The organism is Aeromonas sp. 11P, assembly GCF_051920165.1.
Taxonomy (GTDB): Bacteria; Pseudomonadota; Gammaproteobacteria; order Enterobacterales; family Aeromonadaceae; genus Aeromonas; species Aeromonas veronii.
The window spans coordinates 3389046-3403987 of the sequence record NZ_JBQBDJ010000004.1 but is presented as its reverse complement, the minus strand read 5'-3'; the positions used below and the strand labels follow the sequence as shown (position 1 = coordinate 3403987).

At 56.9% G+C, this 14942-nt stretch carries 16 protein-coding genes and 1 pseudogene; 11 read left to right on the top strand and 6 right to left on the bottom strand.

Translation table 11 applies throughout. The features are described 5' to 3' along the window. The first annotated feature begins 37 nt into the window (after positions 1 to 37). Positions 38 to 673, top strand: coding sequence for a tetracycline resistance transcriptional repressor TetR (tetR, locus tag ACTG1P_RS15745; protein WP_017780888.1), 636 nt, complete (start codon positions 38 to 40; stop codon positions 671 to 673). A 331-nt stretch (positions 674 to 1004) separates the two neighbouring features. Here tetR and ACTG1P_RS15740 read toward each other — a convergent pair whose 3' ends face one another. Beyond that, complete coding sequence (locus tag ACTG1P_RS15740; RefSeq protein ID WP_017780887.1) at positions 1005 to 1196, bottom strand: hypothetical protein; 192 nt, start codon at positions 1194 to 1196, stop codon at positions 1005 to 1007. A gap of 209 nt (positions 1197 to 1405) precedes the next feature. Then, complete coding sequence (locus tag ACTG1P_RS15735; protein WP_017780886.1) at positions 1406 to 1876, bottom strand: hypothetical protein; 471 nt, start codon at positions 1874 to 1876, stop codon at positions 1406 to 1408. 98 nt (positions 1877 to 1974) lie between these two features. Here ACTG1P_RS15735 and ACTG1P_RS15730 point away from each other — a divergent pair, with 98 nt between their 5' ends. Next, positions 1975 to 2283, top strand: a complete 309-nt coding sequence (locus ACTG1P_RS15730) for a helix-turn-helix domain-containing protein (protein ID WP_047440196.1) — start codon at positions 1975 to 1977, stop codon at positions 2281 to 2283. A gap of 108 nt (positions 2284 to 2391) precedes the next feature. Here the strand turns inward: ACTG1P_RS15730 and ACTG1P_RS15725 are convergent, their stop codons facing one another. Both ACTG1P_RS15725 and ACTG1P_RS15720 read right to left on the bottom strand, forming a co-directional pair. Beyond that, positions 2392 to 3138, bottom strand: coding sequence for a DinB/UmuC family translesion DNA polymerase (locus tag ACTG1P_RS15725; protein WP_440002314.1), 747 nt, complete (start codon positions 3136 to 3138; stop codon positions 2392 to 2394). 84 nt (positions 3139 to 3222) lie between these two features. Next, positions 3223 to 3345: pseudogene (locus ACTG1P_RS15720) on the bottom strand (Y-family DNA polymerase); the annotation flags it as partial. Between the two features lie 474 nt (positions 3346 to 3819). Between ACTG1P_RS15720 and ACTG1P_RS15715 the strand changes: the two are divergent. Beyond that, positions 3820 to 4563 (top strand): substrate-binding periplasmic protein, encoded by a 744-nt coding sequence (locus tag ACTG1P_RS15715; RefSeq protein ID WP_440002313.1) that lies wholly within the window; start codon positions 3820 to 3822, stop codon positions 4561 to 4563. 72 nt (positions 4564 to 4635) lie between these two features. Here ACTG1P_RS15715 and ACTG1P_RS15710 read toward each other — a convergent pair whose 3' ends face one another. Then, on the bottom strand, positions 4636 to 4758 hold the full coding sequence (locus ACTG1P_RS15710) for a hypothetical protein (RefSeq protein ID WP_005306071.1): 123 nt from the start codon (positions 4756 to 4758) through the stop codon (positions 4636 to 4638). A 464-nt stretch (positions 4759 to 5222) separates the two neighbouring features. Here ACTG1P_RS15710 and ACTG1P_RS15705 point away from each other — a divergent pair, with 464 nt between their 5' ends. From ACTG1P_RS15705 to ACTG1P_RS15670, 8 genes are all read left to right on the top strand, one after another. Then, a complete protein-coding gene (locus tag ACTG1P_RS15705) occupies positions 5223 to 6125 on the top strand; it encodes a cation diffusion facilitator family transporter (protein ID WP_043822581.1) in 903 nt (300 codons plus the stop codon). A 146-nt stretch (positions 6126 to 6271) separates the two neighbouring features. Next, positions 6272 to 6556 (top strand): DUF3811 domain-containing protein, encoded by a 285-nt coding sequence (yjbD, locus tag ACTG1P_RS15700; RefSeq protein ID WP_005340165.1) that lies wholly within the window; start codon positions 6272 to 6274, stop codon positions 6554 to 6556. A gap of 594 nt (positions 6557 to 7150) precedes the next feature. After that, on the top strand, positions 7151 to 7363 hold the full coding sequence (cspE, locus tag ACTG1P_RS15695) for a transcription antiterminator/RNA stability regulator CspE (RefSeq protein ID WP_005316548.1): 213 nt from the start codon (positions 7151 to 7153) through the stop codon (positions 7361 to 7363). 305 nt (positions 7364 to 7668) lie between these two features. Continuing rightward, the gene (locus ACTG1P_RS15690; RefSeq protein ID WP_005340164.1) at positions 7669 to 9027 is read left to right on the top strand and encodes an NCS2 family permease; all 1359 of its coding nucleotides are present in this window, start codon (positions 7669 to 7671) and stop codon (positions 9025 to 9027) included. 238 nt (positions 9028 to 9265) lie between these two features. Further along, positions 9266 to 10336 (top strand): dihydroxyacetone kinase subunit DhaK, encoded by a 1071-nt coding sequence (gene dhaK, locus ACTG1P_RS15685; RefSeq protein ID WP_005340163.1) that lies wholly within the window; start codon positions 9266 to 9268, stop codon positions 10334 to 10336. 9 nt (positions 10337 to 10345) lie between these two features. Beyond that, on the top strand, positions 10346 to 10975 hold the full coding sequence (gene dhaL / locus ACTG1P_RS15680; RefSeq protein ID WP_047437877.1) for a dihydroxyacetone kinase subunit DhaL: 630 nt from the start codon (positions 10346 to 10348) through the stop codon (positions 10973 to 10975). 1 nt (position 10976) lies between these two features. Further along, positions 10977 to 11693, top strand: coding sequence for a dihydroxyacetone kinase phosphoryl donor subunit DhaM (gene dhaM, locus ACTG1P_RS15675; RefSeq protein WP_042052611.1), 717 nt, complete (start codon positions 10977 to 10979; stop codon positions 11691 to 11693). Positions 11694 to 11818: 125 nt separating this feature from the next. Continuing rightward, positions 11819 to 12901, top strand: a complete 1083-nt coding sequence (locus tag ACTG1P_RS15670; protein WP_440001667.1) for a glycerol dehydrogenase — start codon at positions 11819 to 11821, stop codon at positions 12899 to 12901. An 89-nt stretch (positions 12902 to 12990) separates the two neighbouring features. Here the strand turns inward: ACTG1P_RS15670 and dhaR are convergent, their stop codons facing one another. Further along, positions 12991 to 14892, bottom strand: coding sequence for a dihydroxyacetone kinase operon transcriptional regulator DhaR (gene dhaR, locus ACTG1P_RS15665; protein ID WP_440001666.1), 1902 nt, complete (start codon positions 14890 to 14892; stop codon positions 12991 to 12993). Positions 14893 to 14942: the final 50 nt, after the last annotated feature.

Genomic DNA, 14942 nt, shown 5'->3' with positions numbered 1-14942 from the left:
ATCAGTGATAGATTGTCAACAGCAAAAGGAGATAGTGATGGCACGACTAAGCTTGGACGACGTAATTTCAATGGCGCTCACCCTGCTGGACAGCGAAGGGCTAGAGGGCTTGACTACGCGTAAGCTGGCGCAGTCCCTAAAAATTGAGCAACCGACTCTGTATTGGCACGTGCGCAACAAGCAGACTCTTATGAACATGCTTTCAGAGGCAATACTGGCGAAGCATCACACCCGTTCAGCACCGTTACCGACTGAGAGTTGGCAGCAGTTTCTCCAGGAAAATGCTCTGAGTTTCCGTAAAGCATTACTGGTCCATCGTGATGGAGCCCGATTGCATATAGGGACCTCTCCTACGCCCCCCCAGTTTGAACAAGCAGAGGCGCAACTACGCTGTCTATGCGATGCAGGGTTTTCGGTCGAGGAGGCTCTTTTCATTCTGCAATCTATCAGCCATTTTACGTTGGGTGCAGTATTAGAGGAGCAAGCAACAAACCAGATAGAAAATAATCATGTGATAGACGCTGCACCACCATTATTACAAGAGGCATTTAATATTCAGGCGAGAACCTCTGCTGAAATGGCCTTCCATTTCGGGCTGAAATCATTAATATTTGGATTTTCTGCACAGTTAGATGAAAAAAAGCATACACCCATTGAGGATGGTAATAAATGATGCTATCTATGTGTCAACTCTAATTTATAGTTATGGATAGTGTTTTCAAATATATACATGTATCGTCAGTATTTTATCTATTAAATATTAAACCACTTCTGGTTAATATCATGGGTGTCACCGTCCCTCGATAAAATGGCATTGAGTCTCCCACAACTAAGCCACCCATTCGGTTTAAGGTCTTAACGATGATATCTCTTGCATCCATATGGATTTCATCTACAGATTGTGCGAAAAGTTCGTGCAGTGAAAACCGAGCCAAGCTAGAACCTATTTGATACCCTCTGAAATTTTGCATTGTTGCAAATCGCCCCCAATGAGTTTCATCGCATTATTTCCAGGCTGCAACGGCACCAACAATTGTGGAGTTCATAATTGCACACCACCATTGTGGCGATTTTTCAGCTGGAATAGGGATCAATTCGTCAGGGATCCCCTGCTCTCCCTTGAACACGGGAATTTGCAAACGCAGTATGTCGTCCATATCTTCATGCGTTGCTTTCCTCAATACAAGATTCTGCATCGGGTCATCCTTATCGTTGAGCCGTAACAGCAGGTATTTTCATTAGTAGCTCAGCACAAAATGCACATAATTTGTTCAAATCAATAAGCCGCCTAGGAACACAGTATCTATTGGCCACCGCCTTCCGTTGGCGGCATCGCTTCTTGCGCTATGGCCGACTCAGGTATGCTTCTTTTCGATAAAACGCCTCTTTCATTTATACCTTTTAATTACATCATCACCAATTGACTTACCGCTCTAATTTTCCCATTCAACCGGTAGATTTTTTCTGATGCATTTTTATGCAAACAAGTAATTTTTTGCTTCTCTTGAGGTAGTTTTTCAAGTATCTCGCGGTAGGCTTGTAACTCATAACGAGTCAACAGAAGCTCTTCTTCCAGAGACCTCAACTCACTTGCTAGATCATAATTATCGCCTTTGATTGATGCTTGTAAACTGCCCAGAAGATCATCTGAAAAAATATAATGCCGATTATTTTTTGGCCCATTAGCTTTCACTGCATCCTGTTTTTTCAAGCTATATACATGGCGGTCAACCAAGCCTGATGCCTGATACACAGCCAAGTCATTGACCTCCATAGCCAATCGTATCAGCTCTTTCCTGCTTATTTTTAGACCAGTCATTTTGAGTAAAACTTGATAAAACTTGTTACTGATTTTGTAAACATTTTTATTCTGCATAAAATTTCCACAACCACAACACTTAGGATTGCTAAGTATACAGAGACAGGTGAAACTTAGACAATCTATACATATGAGAACTTTGTGATGAACAAACATTGTACAAAAACCCATTCCCAGAGAGACTCAAGCAGGCGCGTAAAAAAGCAGGTATATCCCAAAAGGAGCTTGGGGTAAGGGCCGGTATGGATGATAGTTCTGCTAGTGGTCGCATGAATCACTATGAGAGAGGTCGCCACGTTCCAGACATTGATACAATGCGAAAACTTGCCAATGTACTGGGAAAGCCGCTGAGTTATTTTTTTTGCGAAGATGATCTTAGTGCGGAATTGGTTTGTCTATTTGAGCAACTTGATGAGGATGAAAAGTTAGATCTTCTCTTTAAGCTACGTGAAAATAAACGGTGATACCGCTAAGTAAGATACCTGCTCATGTTGCGGATTGACCACCAGAAGTTTGCAACGCATTGATAGTGGTTTGTAGCTAGGAGAGGAGGTTAACTTTCATGGTTGTGCTCATGCCTTCACCACCGGGATCCCTTTGATACTGGTGGTATAGCGGGGGCTGAGTTGTTCGCGTTTCATCATCCATTCGCTGGTATCTCGGCCTCGGGATGCAAAGTAGACCTTTCCCAACCGCCCCTGGTTAATCCTATCGATCACCTGCATGAGTGCATCGCTACGGGGATCCTGCTGTTCGCTGCCGAATAGACCCCCTTGCTGCATGCCTTTCGGGGAGAAGTCCGCCAGCATGACGCCGCCCTTCATATAGCGAACATCATCCAACCAGATCCTGCTCAGCAGCGGCTCGATCTGGGCTAGCAACTCACGGGTGTCGGCTGTGGGTATCGGCAACAGCATGGAGATCTGGTTGGCATAATGTGTTTCCCGCTCCGCAAACGGGCTCGAACGAATGAATACTGTGACATGGCGGCAGCACATGCCCTCTGTCCTGAGTTTCTCAGCTGCCCGCTCCATGTAGCCAGCGAGAGCCTCCCGCATGGGGCCGAAGGCGGTGATGCGCTCCCCAAAGGATCGGCTGCAAATTATCTGTTGCTTGGCCTGTACCAGTTGCTCCAGCTCGGCGCAGGGGATCCCGCACAGCTCCTGCACCGTGCGCTCGACAACGACCCCGTAACGGTGCCGAAGACTCTTAGCATCAGCCGCTACCAGATCAGCCACGGTGTTGATGCCCTGAGCTGACAGCTTGGTGGTGAGTTTGCGACCAATTCCCCAGACCTCGTCTACCGGGGTGATCGCCATCAGTTTGGCGCGGCGTGTTTCATCGCGCAGATCGACCACCCCTCCGGTGGCGGGCCATTTTTTTGCGGCATAGTTGGCGAGTTTGGCTAGGGTTTTAGTGGGGCCGATACCAACACCGACCGTCAGCCCTGTCCACTGCTGTACCCGCTCCCGGATCTGGCGTCCATATGCCACTAGGTCACCCGCCCAACTCTCACTCAGCTCAGCAAAAGCTTCGTCTGTTTACCGGGACGGGTGCGAACAGCTTTGCGAGAAGGTCACTCAGCAACTCGGTGCGTGGTTCTCTCTTTTGAGCTGGTAAGGCTCATGTGGTGAGGGTTCTGGTGAGGACAACCAAAAAGTGTAAGAATAAACAGGTATGAACACGCATTTTCATACCTTTTCTTACATATCTTTAAAAAGTGTCATTTTAAGGTGAGCAACCAGAAGTGTAAGAAAAGGTGTTATGCATTGAAATATATAGTAAAAAATTCATTGCCACTCACTCAGTCACTCACTCAGCAGCGATTTTTTACATGTATTACCCTTTTAAGAACAGAATATTGAAAAGGCCCTGATAACTCAGGGTCTTTTTTTATGCACTCAGACTGAACCACTCAGCCCGAAAGGGATATAACGCTTTATGGTTGCCTCCCCTACAGTGATGGATATTCTCCACAGGAACGCTTTGTGAAAAGTGCAATGAAACTGCTCACCCCTTTATTGCTAATGCTGACCAGCATGCTCTCCGGCCAGTTGCTGGCAACGCCACTCAAGGTCGGGGTCAGCTTTGCCATTCCCCCTTATGTCATTGAAAGTAATCAGAGTGGCATCGAGCTGGATCTGCTGAAAGAGGCGTTCGCTGGCAGCGGCTATGAGCCCAGCTTTGAATTTCTGCCGCTGGAGCGTACCTTCCGCCTGTTCGAGTCAGGAAAGCTGGATGCCATCATCAACGTCAGACCCGGTATGGTTGATCCTCACGTTCTGACCCAGCCCGTTATCACCTTCCATAACCGGATCTTCACCCTGAGCAGTACCCACATCAGCACTCTGGACGACCTGCATTCAAAACGGGTCACCGCCTTTCAACGGGCAAGGATCATTCTGGGGGGCGCGTTCGCCACCATGGCCAACCAGAATCCCCACTATGAGGAGGTAGCCAAGCAGCAGGTGCAGGTACATCAGCTAATGCGCGGCAGGGTGGATGCAGTCGTACTGGAGGAGCGGGTGTTCTACTACTACCTCGACCAGCTGATTGCCACCGCCCAGGCAGGCGAGCACTACGAGCGCAATCAGGTCAGGCAAGCAGACCTCTTCCCGCCCACCGTCTATCACTTTGCCTTCCGAACGGCCGATGCCCGCAATCTGTTTGATAAGCGCCTTGAGGCGATGCATCAGGATGGTCGTTATCACCAGATTTTCGCGGCTTACGGCGCCACGCCGTGAGCCACAAACATAAAAGCCAGCCGGTAAGGGCTGGCTTTGTACTGGCTCCGAAGGAACAGCAGTAGGGGAGCGTTACTTCATTGCGCTGCCGTTTTTCAGTTCTGCTTTCTGACGTTTGGCTTCGCGTTTCTCTTTCAGTGACATCTGCGGTTTTTTCTTGGCATCTTTGCCGTTGTGATGTTCTTTGTTACTCATCATCAAACTCCAAAAATGTTACCCAGACAGTTGGTTCCTCATGGGAGCCAGCATGCCATCCGAATCATCAACTTCAGTACGCTTGGTGGGATGGTGCAAGACCATCACCAGACCCAGCATACCCTCCAGCGGCATCCGGATCCAGCCTCATTCTCGTCCAAAAAATGCCGGTCTCCGCCCCCTGAGCGGGGAGGCCAAAGGACCTCGACAGGAAAGACCAAAAAAGAGTAATTCGCATTATTAAATGTTGTCACGCTTATATTAAGTCATCGTTGGCTAGATATTTTCACGGAGAAATATAAATCCCTCTCATTATTTATTGCCGTGCAAGAGGTCACCATTTTAATAAGCATTCGCAATATCATCGGAAACATCAGGTTACAACACCGAATAGGTTATTTCCGGTCAGCTGGATATAATGCGCGCCGCACCGAAATATCCGTTTTTATTCAGGAAGCTGTGACATGAACAGAAAAACCAGAGCCGCCATGGTGTCGGTCTGCTCCAATATCAGTCTGATCATCATGAAAATGGTGGCCGGTTTCGCCAGCGGCTCGGTCAGTATCATCTCGGAGGCAATCCACTCCGCCATGGATCTGGTAGCGGCCCTGATCGCCCTGTTCGCGGTGAAAAAGTCCGATCTCCCGCCTGATGAGCGCCACCCCTATGGCCACGACAAGATTGAAAATGTCTCCGGCGTCATCGAAGCACTGCTTATCTTGCTGGCCGCGGGCTGGATCATCTTCGAAGCCGTCGACAAGCTGATCACCCCCAGCCCGATTGAAAGCATTGGCTGGGGCGTGCTGGTGATGGTGATCTCGGCACTGGTCAACAGCGGCGTCTCTGCCTACCTCTACAAGGTGGCCCGAGAGGAGGAGTCGGTCGCCCTGGCGGCCGATGCGCTTCATCTCAAGGCGGACGTGCTCACCTCCGCCGGGGTCGCAGTTGGTCTTGGCGGGATCTGGCTGGCCGGTCTGTTCGGCCATTCACTCGCCATCCTCGACCCGCTGGTCGCCATTGCGGTCGCCATCTTTATTGTCAGAGAGGCGATCAGCATGCTCAACGAGGCCTTCCAGCCGCTGATCGACCAGAGCATGAGCCCGGAAGAGCTGGCGATGACCAGCCGCATCATCACCGAATGCTGCCCTGCCGCCAGCGGTTTTCACGATCTGCGCAGCCGTCGTGCCGGTCGTCGTCGCCATATCGACTTCCACCTCACCCTGCCCCCGGAGATGAGCATCGGCGAAGCCCACGATATCTGTGATCGCATCGAACACGCCATCATGGCGCAACTGCCCCACGCCATCGTGCTTATCCACGTCGAGCCGGAGGAGCAAGAGCTGCCCTCGCCGCTCGCCATAAATTGAAATGTGGCAAACAGGCGGGAAAGTGGCAGCGAAATAACGGAAAGTTGGCACAAACCCGCATTTTTACTGCCGGAAAGCCGATTGCATAAGAAGTGATCGGCACAACTGTGTTAGGGTGTCTAACCACCCTGCCGCAGGAGCGCGCCGTGAAAAAGCTGGAAATGAAAGATCTGACCGAGGCCGAAAAAGCCGAGATAGCCTTGTTATTGCAAAAGGCACAAGCCAATGCAGACCACCAGCTGACCAACGGAGAGCGGAACAAGATCCGCGAAGAGGGTCGCCTGAAAATTGTGGCCGACCGCGCCGAAGCGGCCAAGGCAGCCTCCAAGCTGGCTCGCGAGAAAGCCAAAGAGCGCGCCAAGAACCAGGTACTGCCGGAAACCTTCAGCTGGATTGATTCGGTCAGCAACAAGTTTCGCAGCAAGCGCTGATCCTCTCTTGCAAAACGCCCGCTGGCACTTGTGCCTGCGGGCGTTTGCATGTCTGGGCGATGCTCGATGAGCCAAATTTGGCGCCGCCATTGATTTGCAGCTCAGAAGCTAATCGCAGCAGCAAAGAAGTGATTTACATTGTGGGTTAGAGAGAACACCAACTGACAATCCCCAACGATCGCCAGCTTTTCATTTTCTCTCATATTTTTTGCCAGAACTGGCTACATAGTCAGGACAAAAAAGCCGAATCCGGCTTGCCACAGGGTGATATGAGTCCTTATGAATTTCCCTATGCCGTTGAAATGCATCATGTTTACTATAAAAAATGATATTTTTGGTTGTTACAAAACATTAATATCGAGATAAAGTTTGCTTTAAAAATGAGAGCGTGTTTTAATCTTTCTCGATGGTTCGGCAGTTCAGACCTGATTATGTTAGGCAGTCATTTTAGTAAAGCAGTGATTAGCATAAGCGTTATCCTCGGATAATTCTTATCAAATAATTCTCCTTCTTTAGTGCTCCCCATACGTATTGCTGACGAAAAATCAAAAATTGCCATTTAGGTGGCATTCAACACTATTTAAGGAAATTATTATGTCTAACAAAATGACTGGTACCGTTAAGTTCTTCAACGCTGAGAAAGGTTTTGGTTTCATCTCCCCGGCTGACGGCAGCAAAGACGTGTTCGTACACTTCTCCGCTATCCAGTCCACCAGCTTCAAAACCCTGGACGAAGGTCAGCGCGTTGAGTTCACCATCGAGCAAGGCCAGAAAGGCCCGGCTGCTGCCAACGTAGTTGGTCTGTAATTCAAGCCGGAGCATGCTGCTGATGGCTCATGCCAACTGCTGACAGCTCTGCAAGAATTTAAAAAAACCCGCTTAGGCGGGTTTTTTGTTTTTCCCCGCTTTTTCCTCACAGATCTCCCCTCGCCCGACCGCTTGATCCCTCCCTTACACCCTCTCACCGCTTGAGTCTTAGAATGAGCTCCGAATGGACTCAAAATGTAAAATAGTGACGAAAAAGTCAGGTTATCCGCTGTATTTGCCGCGAATTCTTGCTATTTTGCGCGCCACCAACGCAAACGATTTCCTTCACACTTTCAGGATTAGTTATGGCAAAGCAAGATATGGCCGCCCAAACAGGGACAGGCGGCTTTCTGGACTCTTATTTTTCCATTTCTGCGCGCGGCAGCAGCGTGCGTCAGGAGCTGGTCGCGGGGCTGACCACCTTCTTGGCGATGGTCTACAGCATCATAGTGGTGCCGAACATGCTGGGTGCCGCCGGCTTTGAGCAGGGCCCGGTGTTTGTGGCCACCTGTTTGATCGCCGCCTTCGGCTCCCTGCTGATGGGCCTGTGGGCCAAGCTGCCGATGGCCATCGGTTGCGCGATCTCCCTCACCGCCTTTACCGCCTTCAGTCTGGTGCTGGGTCAGGGGCTGAGCATTCCGGTCGCCCTGGGCGCCATCTTCCTGATGGGTGTGCTGTTTACCCTGATCAGCGTCACCGGCGTGCGCCAGTGGATCCTGGATAACCTCCCCTCCGGCATCGCCCACGGTACCGGCATCGGTATCGGCCTGTTCCTGCTGCTGATCGCCACCAACGGCGTTGGCATGGTGATCAAGAACGAAGGGGCTGGTCTGCCGGTTCAGCTGGGTGAAGTGACCGCCTTCCCGGTGATCATGACGGTGCTGGGTCTGGCTGCCATCTTCGGTCTGGAGCGTCGCAAGGTGCCGGGCGGCATCCTGATGGTGATTATCGCCATCTCCATCCTCGGCCTTATCTTCGACCCGAAAGTGACCTGGCAGGGCTTCTTCGCCATGCCGAGCCTGACTGGCGAGAAGGGCTCTCTGGTAGGCAGCATGGATCTGCTGGGCGCCCTCAATCCGGTAGTCATTCCGACCGTACTGGCGCTGGTAATGACCGCCGTGTTTGACGCCACCGGCACCATCCGTGCCGTCGCTGGCCAAGCAGGCCTTATCAACGAACGTGGCCACATCATCAGCGGCGGCAAGGCACTGACTGCCGACTCCGTCAGCAGCATGGTGGCAGGCGCCGTTGGTGGCGCTCCGGCTGCCGTCTACATCGAATCCGCCGCAGGCACCGCGGCCGGTGGCAAGACCGGTCTGACCGCCGCGCTGGTCGGCGTGCTGTTCCTGCTGATGATCTTCCTCTCCCCGCTGAGCTATCTGGTACCGGCTTACGCCACCGCACCGGCCCTGATGTACGTCGGTCTGCTGATGCTGGGCAACGTCACCAAGCTGGACTTCAGCGACTCGGTCGATGCGCTCTCCGGCATGCTGTGCGCCGTCTTCATCGTGCTCACCTGCAACATCGTGACCGGCATCATGCTGGGCTTCGTGGCGCTGGTCGTTGGCCGCATCTTCGCTGCCGAGTGGAAGAAGCTGAACGTCGGCACCGTCATCATCGCCCTGGCGCTGGTGATCTTCTACGCCGGTGGCTGGGCCATCTAACCCGTCCGCATATTCCGGTTATAGCCAAGGGCCCTGCAGGGCCCTTTTTCATGGCTGTGAGTCAGCTAACAGTTTCCCGCCCGCCAGCCCTGCGCTGTTTCAGATTGAAACGCCCATCCCCCTTCTGCTGTTTCAAATCCGAACCAAATCGCCCGTCATTTTTATCCCTTTTTCTGTCGTTAGACTGGCTCCATCAACCATTTGCCCACCCGAGCGGTGGCAAGCCAAGGAGTGAGCCATGAAGAAACTGATCAATGCCGTCGATGCCGTGGTCCGTGAACAACTGATGGGGATGGCAGCCGCCCACCCCGAGCTCAAGGTACGTATCGAACCCCACTACATCACCCGCGCCGACTCCCCCGTGATGGGCAAGGTGGCGCTGGTCTCCGGCGGTGGCAGCGGCCACGAGCCGATGCACGGCGGGCTGGTGGGCAAAGGGATGCTGGATGGCGCCTGCCCCGGCGAGATTTTTACCTCCCCGACGCCGGATCAGATGTACGAGTGCGGTCAGGCGGTTGATGGTGGCGCGGGCGTGCTGTTTCTGGTGAAGAACTACACCGGCGACGTACTCAACTTCGAGACCGCGGTCGAGCTGCTGCACGGCGACGGGGTCAAGGTGGGCTTTGCCCTCATCGATGACGACGTGGCAGTCAAAGACAGCCTCTATACCGCCGGTCGCCGTGGCGTCGCCACGACAGTGCTGTGCGAGAAGCTGGTCGGTGCCGCCGCCGAAGCGGGCTACGATCTGGCGCGCTGCGAGGCGCTGGCCCGTCGCATCAACAACCAGAGCCGCACCATAGGCGTGGCCATGCATGCCTGCACCGTGCCTGCTGCTGGCAAGCCCTCCTTCACTCTGGCGGACAACGAGCTGGAGTTCGGCGTCGGTATCCACGGCGAGCCGGGCATCGAGCGCCGCCCCTTCACCGACCTCAATACCCTGGTGGATGACATGTTCAGCGAGCTTGCTGACAACACCCCCTATGGTCGCACCCTGCGCCACTGGGATCGCACCAGCGGCAGTTGGCAGGAAGAGCACACCTTTATCGAACCGCTCAACAAGGGTGATCGGGTTATCGCGCTGGTCAACAGCCTCGGCGGCACCCCGATTTCAGAGCTCTACGGTGTCTATGGTCGCCTTGCCACCCTGTGCGAAGAGGCGGGCATCCATCTGGTGCGCAACCTGATCGGCCCCTACTGCACCTCCCTCGACATGACCGGCATCTCCATCACCCTGCTCAAGGTGGATGATGAGTTGATGACCCTGTGGGATGCCCCCGTTCACACCCCCGCCCTGCGTCGCGGCTGCTAAGGAGAACCCATGTTAAGCAAGCATCACATCGTCAACTGGCTGCTCGACTGCGAACACATCTTTACCGAGCAGCGTGACTACCTCACCGCGCTGGATACCGACATCGGTGATGGCGACCACGGCCTCAACATGCAGCGCGGCTTCGCCAAGGTGGCCGAGAAGCTGCCGGCAGTAGCGGACAAGGATATCGGGCAGGTACTGAAAACCACCGGCATGACATTGCTCTCCTCGGTCGGCGGTGCCAGCGGCCCGCTCTACGGCACCTTCTTTATCCGGGCCGCAGCCAGCAGCGATGCCTGCCAGAGCCTCAGTCTCAGTCAGCTGTGCAAAATGCTGAGCGACGGGGTCGAGGGGATCGTCTCCCGCGGCCGTGCCGAGCCGGGCGACAAGACCATGTGCGACGCCTGGTGGCCGGCACTGGCCGCCCTGCAGCAGGCTCAGCAGCAAGATCTGCCCCTCAACGAAGCGCTGGACAAGGCGGTGGCAGCCGCCGCAGCAGGTACCGAGGCGACCATCCAGATGCAGGCCCGCAAGGGGCGCGCCAGCTATCTTGGCGAGCGCAGCATCGGCCATCAGGATGCCGGGGCCACCTCGACCCTGCTGCTGCTGACCGCCCTGCGTGACAGAGCGAGGTTGTGACATGATCGGAATCGTAGTTGTCTCTCACAGCGCCATGCTGGCGGCCGGCTTGAAAGCGCTGGCCGACCAGCTCGGCAGCCCGGCCCGCCTGCTGCTGGCGGCCGGGGTCGATGACCCCGACCACCCCATCGGAACCGATGCCATCGCGGTGATGAGTGCGATTGAAGAAGCGGATGACGGCAGCGGCGTGCTGGTGCTGATGGACTTGGGCAGCGCTCTGCTCAGCGCCGAGACCGCCCTCGAACTGCTGCCCCCGGAGCTGAGCGCCCGAGTGCGGCTCTGCCCGGCCCCGCTGGTCGAAGGTACTCTGGCCGCCGTGGTGGCGGCCGGTTCAGGCCTGACGCTGGATGAGGTGGCCGCCGAGGCGCTCGGCGCGCTGGGCCCAAAACAGGCGATGCTGCCTGCCAGCGCGGCGCAGGCCGCCACCGAGACAGCCCCCGTTGCCGACGACGGCTGGCTGCGCTGCGAGGTGGTGGTGGATAACCCCCACGGCCTGCATGTGCGCCCCGCCGCCCGACTGGTGGCCGCCCTCAAGCCCTTTGCCGCTGAACTCAAGCTGCAAAAGGGGGACAAAGAGGCCAATCCCCGCAGCCTGACCCGGCTCGCCATGCTCAACGTGCGTCAGGGCGACCAGCTCACCCTGCTGGCGCGCGGGGAGGATGCCACCGCCGCACTGACCTGCTTCCAGCAGCTGGCCGACGAGCGCTTTGGCGACTGACGCCACTGTTTCAAGGGGCTGCACTCGCTCGCTGAGCCTGTGCAGCTTCATTCAAGACGAAGGAGTCCCCGGCACAGCCGCCCCTTCGCCCCGATTCTTAATTCATAAAGAGAGAGGGATAAAATATGGACCGCATTATCATCAGTCCCAGCAAATACGTACAAGGCAACGGGGCCCTCGCCAATATCGGCAACTACGTCAAAGCGCTCGGTAGCAAGCCGCTGATCCTGGCCGACGCCTTCGTCACCAAGCTGGTGGGCGATACCGTGGCTACCAGCTTCCACGGTGCCGGTATCAAGCCGGAGTTCGACTGCTTCAACGGCGAGTGCTCCCGCCCAGAGATCGACCGCCTGCTGGCCCGCTGCAAGCAGACCCCGTTTGACGTCATCATCGGCATCGGCGGCGGCAAGACGCTGGATACCGCCAAGTCGGTCGCCTTCTACCAGAAGGTGCCGGTTGTCATAGTGCCCACCATCGCCTCCACCGATGCCCCCACCAGCGCGCTGGCGGTCATCTACACCCCGGAGGGGCAGTTCAGCGAATACCTGATGATCCCGACCAACCCCAACATGGTCATCATGGATACCGGCGTGGTCTCCCGCGCTCCGGTACGGCTGTTGGTCTCCGGCATGGGGGATGCGCTCTCCACCTACTTCGAGGCGCGCGCCAACAAGGTCTCCGGTTGCCAGACCATGGCCGGTGGTGCCTCCACGCTGGCGGCGCAGGCCATCGCCGAGCTCTGTTACAAGACTCTGCTGGCCGATGGTTACAAGGCCAAGCTGGCGGTGGAACAGGGGCTCTGCACCAAGGCGGTGGAGAACATCATCGAGGCCAACACCTACCTGAGCGGTATCGGCTTCGAGAGCAGCGGATTGGCTGCCGCCCACGCCATCCACAACGGCCTGACCCAGCTGGCCGAGAGCCACCACCTCTATCACGGTGAAAAAGTGGCGTTCGGTACCCTGGTGCAGCTGGTGCTGGAGAACGCGCCGATGGCGGAGATCGAAACCGTGCTGGGCTTCTGCCGCTCGGTTGGCCTGCCGACCAACCTGCATATGATGGGAGTCAAGGAGCTGGATATGGCGCGCCTGATGGAGGTGGCCAAAGCCTCTACCGCCGAGGGCGAGACCATCCACAATATGCCGTTCAAGGTCACCGCCGAGGATGTGCTGGCGGCTATCGTCACCGCCCACCAGCTGGGGCTGTAACCGCGCCACGACTGACTCTGCCATATAACACGGCCCCGCAACTGCGGGGCCTTTTCATTTTCTGCGGGCCTGTTGGCGACGGCTCGCCGTCAGCCGTGATAGTCGGCGGGATCGATCTCGAGCAGTTTGAGCCGCCGCCAGAGGGTGGTGCGGCTGATACCCAGATGTTGGGCCATCTGGCTCACCTGCCCCTTGCAGGCGTGAGCGCAGCGCAAGATGGCTTGCCGCTCCAGCTCCGCCAGCGTGAGCAGCGGTTGCCCCACCACCTCATCCGCCACATGCTGATAACCGTGACGAATGGCGGCTGGCAGCGCCTCCGGCGGGATCAGCCCCTGACCGGCATGAAGCAGGGCATGCTCCACCGCGCTGCGCAGCTCCCCCAGATTGCCGGGCCAGGGATAGGCGAGCAGACAATCGAGGGCCGCCGGACTGAACTGGCGCACCGGCTCACGACCCTGCGCCGCCAACTGCTGGCTAATAAGGCCCGGCAGATCCGCCGCGCGCTCCCGCAATCCCGGCAGCCATAGCTCGCACGCCTGCAAGGCATAGAGCAGCTGGCGGCCAAACAGCCCCTCCTGCACCAGTTGTTCCAGCGGAGCGCTGCTGGTGGCGATGATCCGCACCTTGAGCGGCAGGATACGGGCCGAATCGAAGCGCTGGATGCGACCGGTCTTGAGCAGTTGCAGCAGCGCTGCCTGCATGGGGGCAGAGAGGCACTCCACCTGCTCCAGCACTAACGTGCCGCCGTGGGCCAGCTCGAACTTGCCCGCCCGCTCCTGCCCCGCTTCGTCGGAACCCATCAGCTCCAGCGCCATCCGCTCGCTCGGCAGCGCCTTGCAGTTGAGGGTAATAAGCGGCCCGGCGGCCCGTTCGCTACCGAAGTGGATCGCCTCCGCCAGCTGGGCCTTGCCCACCTCCTCCTCACCGCGCAGCAGGATCGGCCCCTGACTCTGGGCCGCCTGCCGGGCATAGCGCAGCAGCTTGCGCATGGCGCTCGACTCCCCCACCAGTGCCGACAGCTCGGGCACAGTCTGGCGCAGCTGATGAATGGCCCGCAGCCGATCGACCGGGTGCAGCAGGGCGATAAAGCTGACCCCCTCCGGCCCCGGCAACGGCTTGAGGCTCACCAGCGCATTGATAAACTCCCCCTCCCGGGCGCCGAGCCTCTCCAGCGTTACCTCCACATGGCTGAGCGGCGTCTGCCCCCTGATGGCCAGCTGCAACCGCTGGGGCAGCAGCAGGTGCTGCTCCAGCGGCTGGCCGAGACAGAGCGCCGGATCGAGCCGCAGCCGGTTGGCAGCCAGCGCGTTGAGGTAGCGCAGCCTGCCTTGCGGATCCCAGGCCAGCACGCCGTCATCCATGCCATCGAGCAGGGCGTAAAGTTCGCTCAGGTGGTGCTGGGACTCCTGCATCAGGGTCTCCATCTGCAGCAGATGGGCCAGCTCGCGCCCGGCGCTGACGGTGAGCGCCAGATCGCCGGCGCTCGCCTCCTCCACCTTGCAGATCAATGCGATGATGGCGACCTGACGGCCATTGCTGTTGTAGACCGGGCTGGCGCAGCTGTGCCACGGGTGGAGGGTCTGGTTGAAGTGCTGGGGACCGCTGACGCAGAGCGGCACGCCCTCCAGCGCCGCCAGATTGATGGCGTTGGTGCCGATGCGCCCCTCGCTGAAAAAGGCGCCGGGGCCAAACCCCAGCGCCGCCAGCTCGCGCAGGGTGTCGGGGTGGCCGGTCCGGGCCAGCAGGCAGCCGCTCTCGTCGGTGAGCAGCAGAGCGCAGGGGCGCCCCTCCATAAATTCGTAGAGATCCTCGAGGGCCATCTCGCCGGTGGTGAGCAGGTCGCGCTTGCGCTGGCGCAGGCTCTGCAAGGTCTGCCCCTTGGCGCTGTGGGGCGGATGCCAGAGGGTGGCACTGGTCTGGTGGGTGCAGCGCAGCCAGGATGCCTGCAGATAGTCAGGCCAAGCGAGCAGCGGCTGAAGGTCAGATGGCATGGTCACAGCAATATCCGGCAAGATGTGAGCCGACCATTTAACCACGCCAG

Coding starts and splice junctions, on each gene's coding strand:
- cspE (WP_005316548.1), top strand. CDS start 7,151: ATGTCTAACAAAATGACTGGTACCGTTAAGTTCTTCAACGCTGAGAAA.
- ACTG1P_RS15735 (WP_017780886.1), bottom strand. CDS start 1,876: ATGCAGAATAAAAATGTTTACAAAATCAGTAACAAGTTTTATCAAGTT.
- dhaR (WP_440001666.1), bottom strand. CDS start 14,892: ATGCCATCTGACCTTCAGCCGCTGCTCGCTTGGCCTGACTATCTGCAG.
- ACTG1P_RS15690 (WP_005340164.1), top strand. CDS start 7,669: ATGGCAAAGCAAGATATGGCCGCCCAAACAGGGACAGGCGGCTTTCTG.
- ACTG1P_RS15710 (WP_005306071.1), bottom strand. CDS start 4,758: ATGAGTAACAAAGAACATCACAACGGCAAAGATGCCAAGAAAAAACCG.
- dhaM (WP_042052611.1), top strand. CDS start 10,977: ATGATCGGAATCGTAGTTGTCTCTCACAGCGCCATGCTGGCGGCCGGC.
- ACTG1P_RS15715 (WP_440002313.1), top strand. CDS start 3,820: ATGAAACTGCTCACCCCTTTATTGCTAATGCTGACCAGCATGCTCTCC.
- dhaK (WP_005340163.1), top strand. CDS start 9,266: ATGAAGAAACTGATCAATGCCGTCGATGCCGTGGTCCGTGAACAACTG.
- ACTG1P_RS15725 (WP_440002314.1), bottom strand. CDS start 3,138: ATGGCGATCACCCCGGTAGACGAGGTCTGGGGAATTGGTCGCAAACTC.
- tetR (WP_017780888.1), top strand. CDS start 38: ATGGCACGACTAAGCTTGGACGACGTAATTTCAATGGCGCTCACCCTG.
- dhaL (WP_047437877.1), top strand. CDS start 10,346: ATGTTAAGCAAGCATCACATCGTCAACTGGCTGCTCGACTGCGAACAC.
- ACTG1P_RS15670 (WP_440001667.1), top strand. CDS start 11,819: ATGGACCGCATTATCATCAGTCCCAGCAAATACGTACAAGGCAACGGG.
- ACTG1P_RS15740 (WP_017780887.1), bottom strand. CDS start 1,196: ATGCAGAATCTTGTATTGAGGAAAGCAACGCATGAAGATATGGACGAC.
- ACTG1P_RS15705 (WP_043822581.1), top strand. CDS start 5,223: ATGAACAGAAAAACCAGAGCCGCCATGGTGTCGGTCTGCTCCAATATC.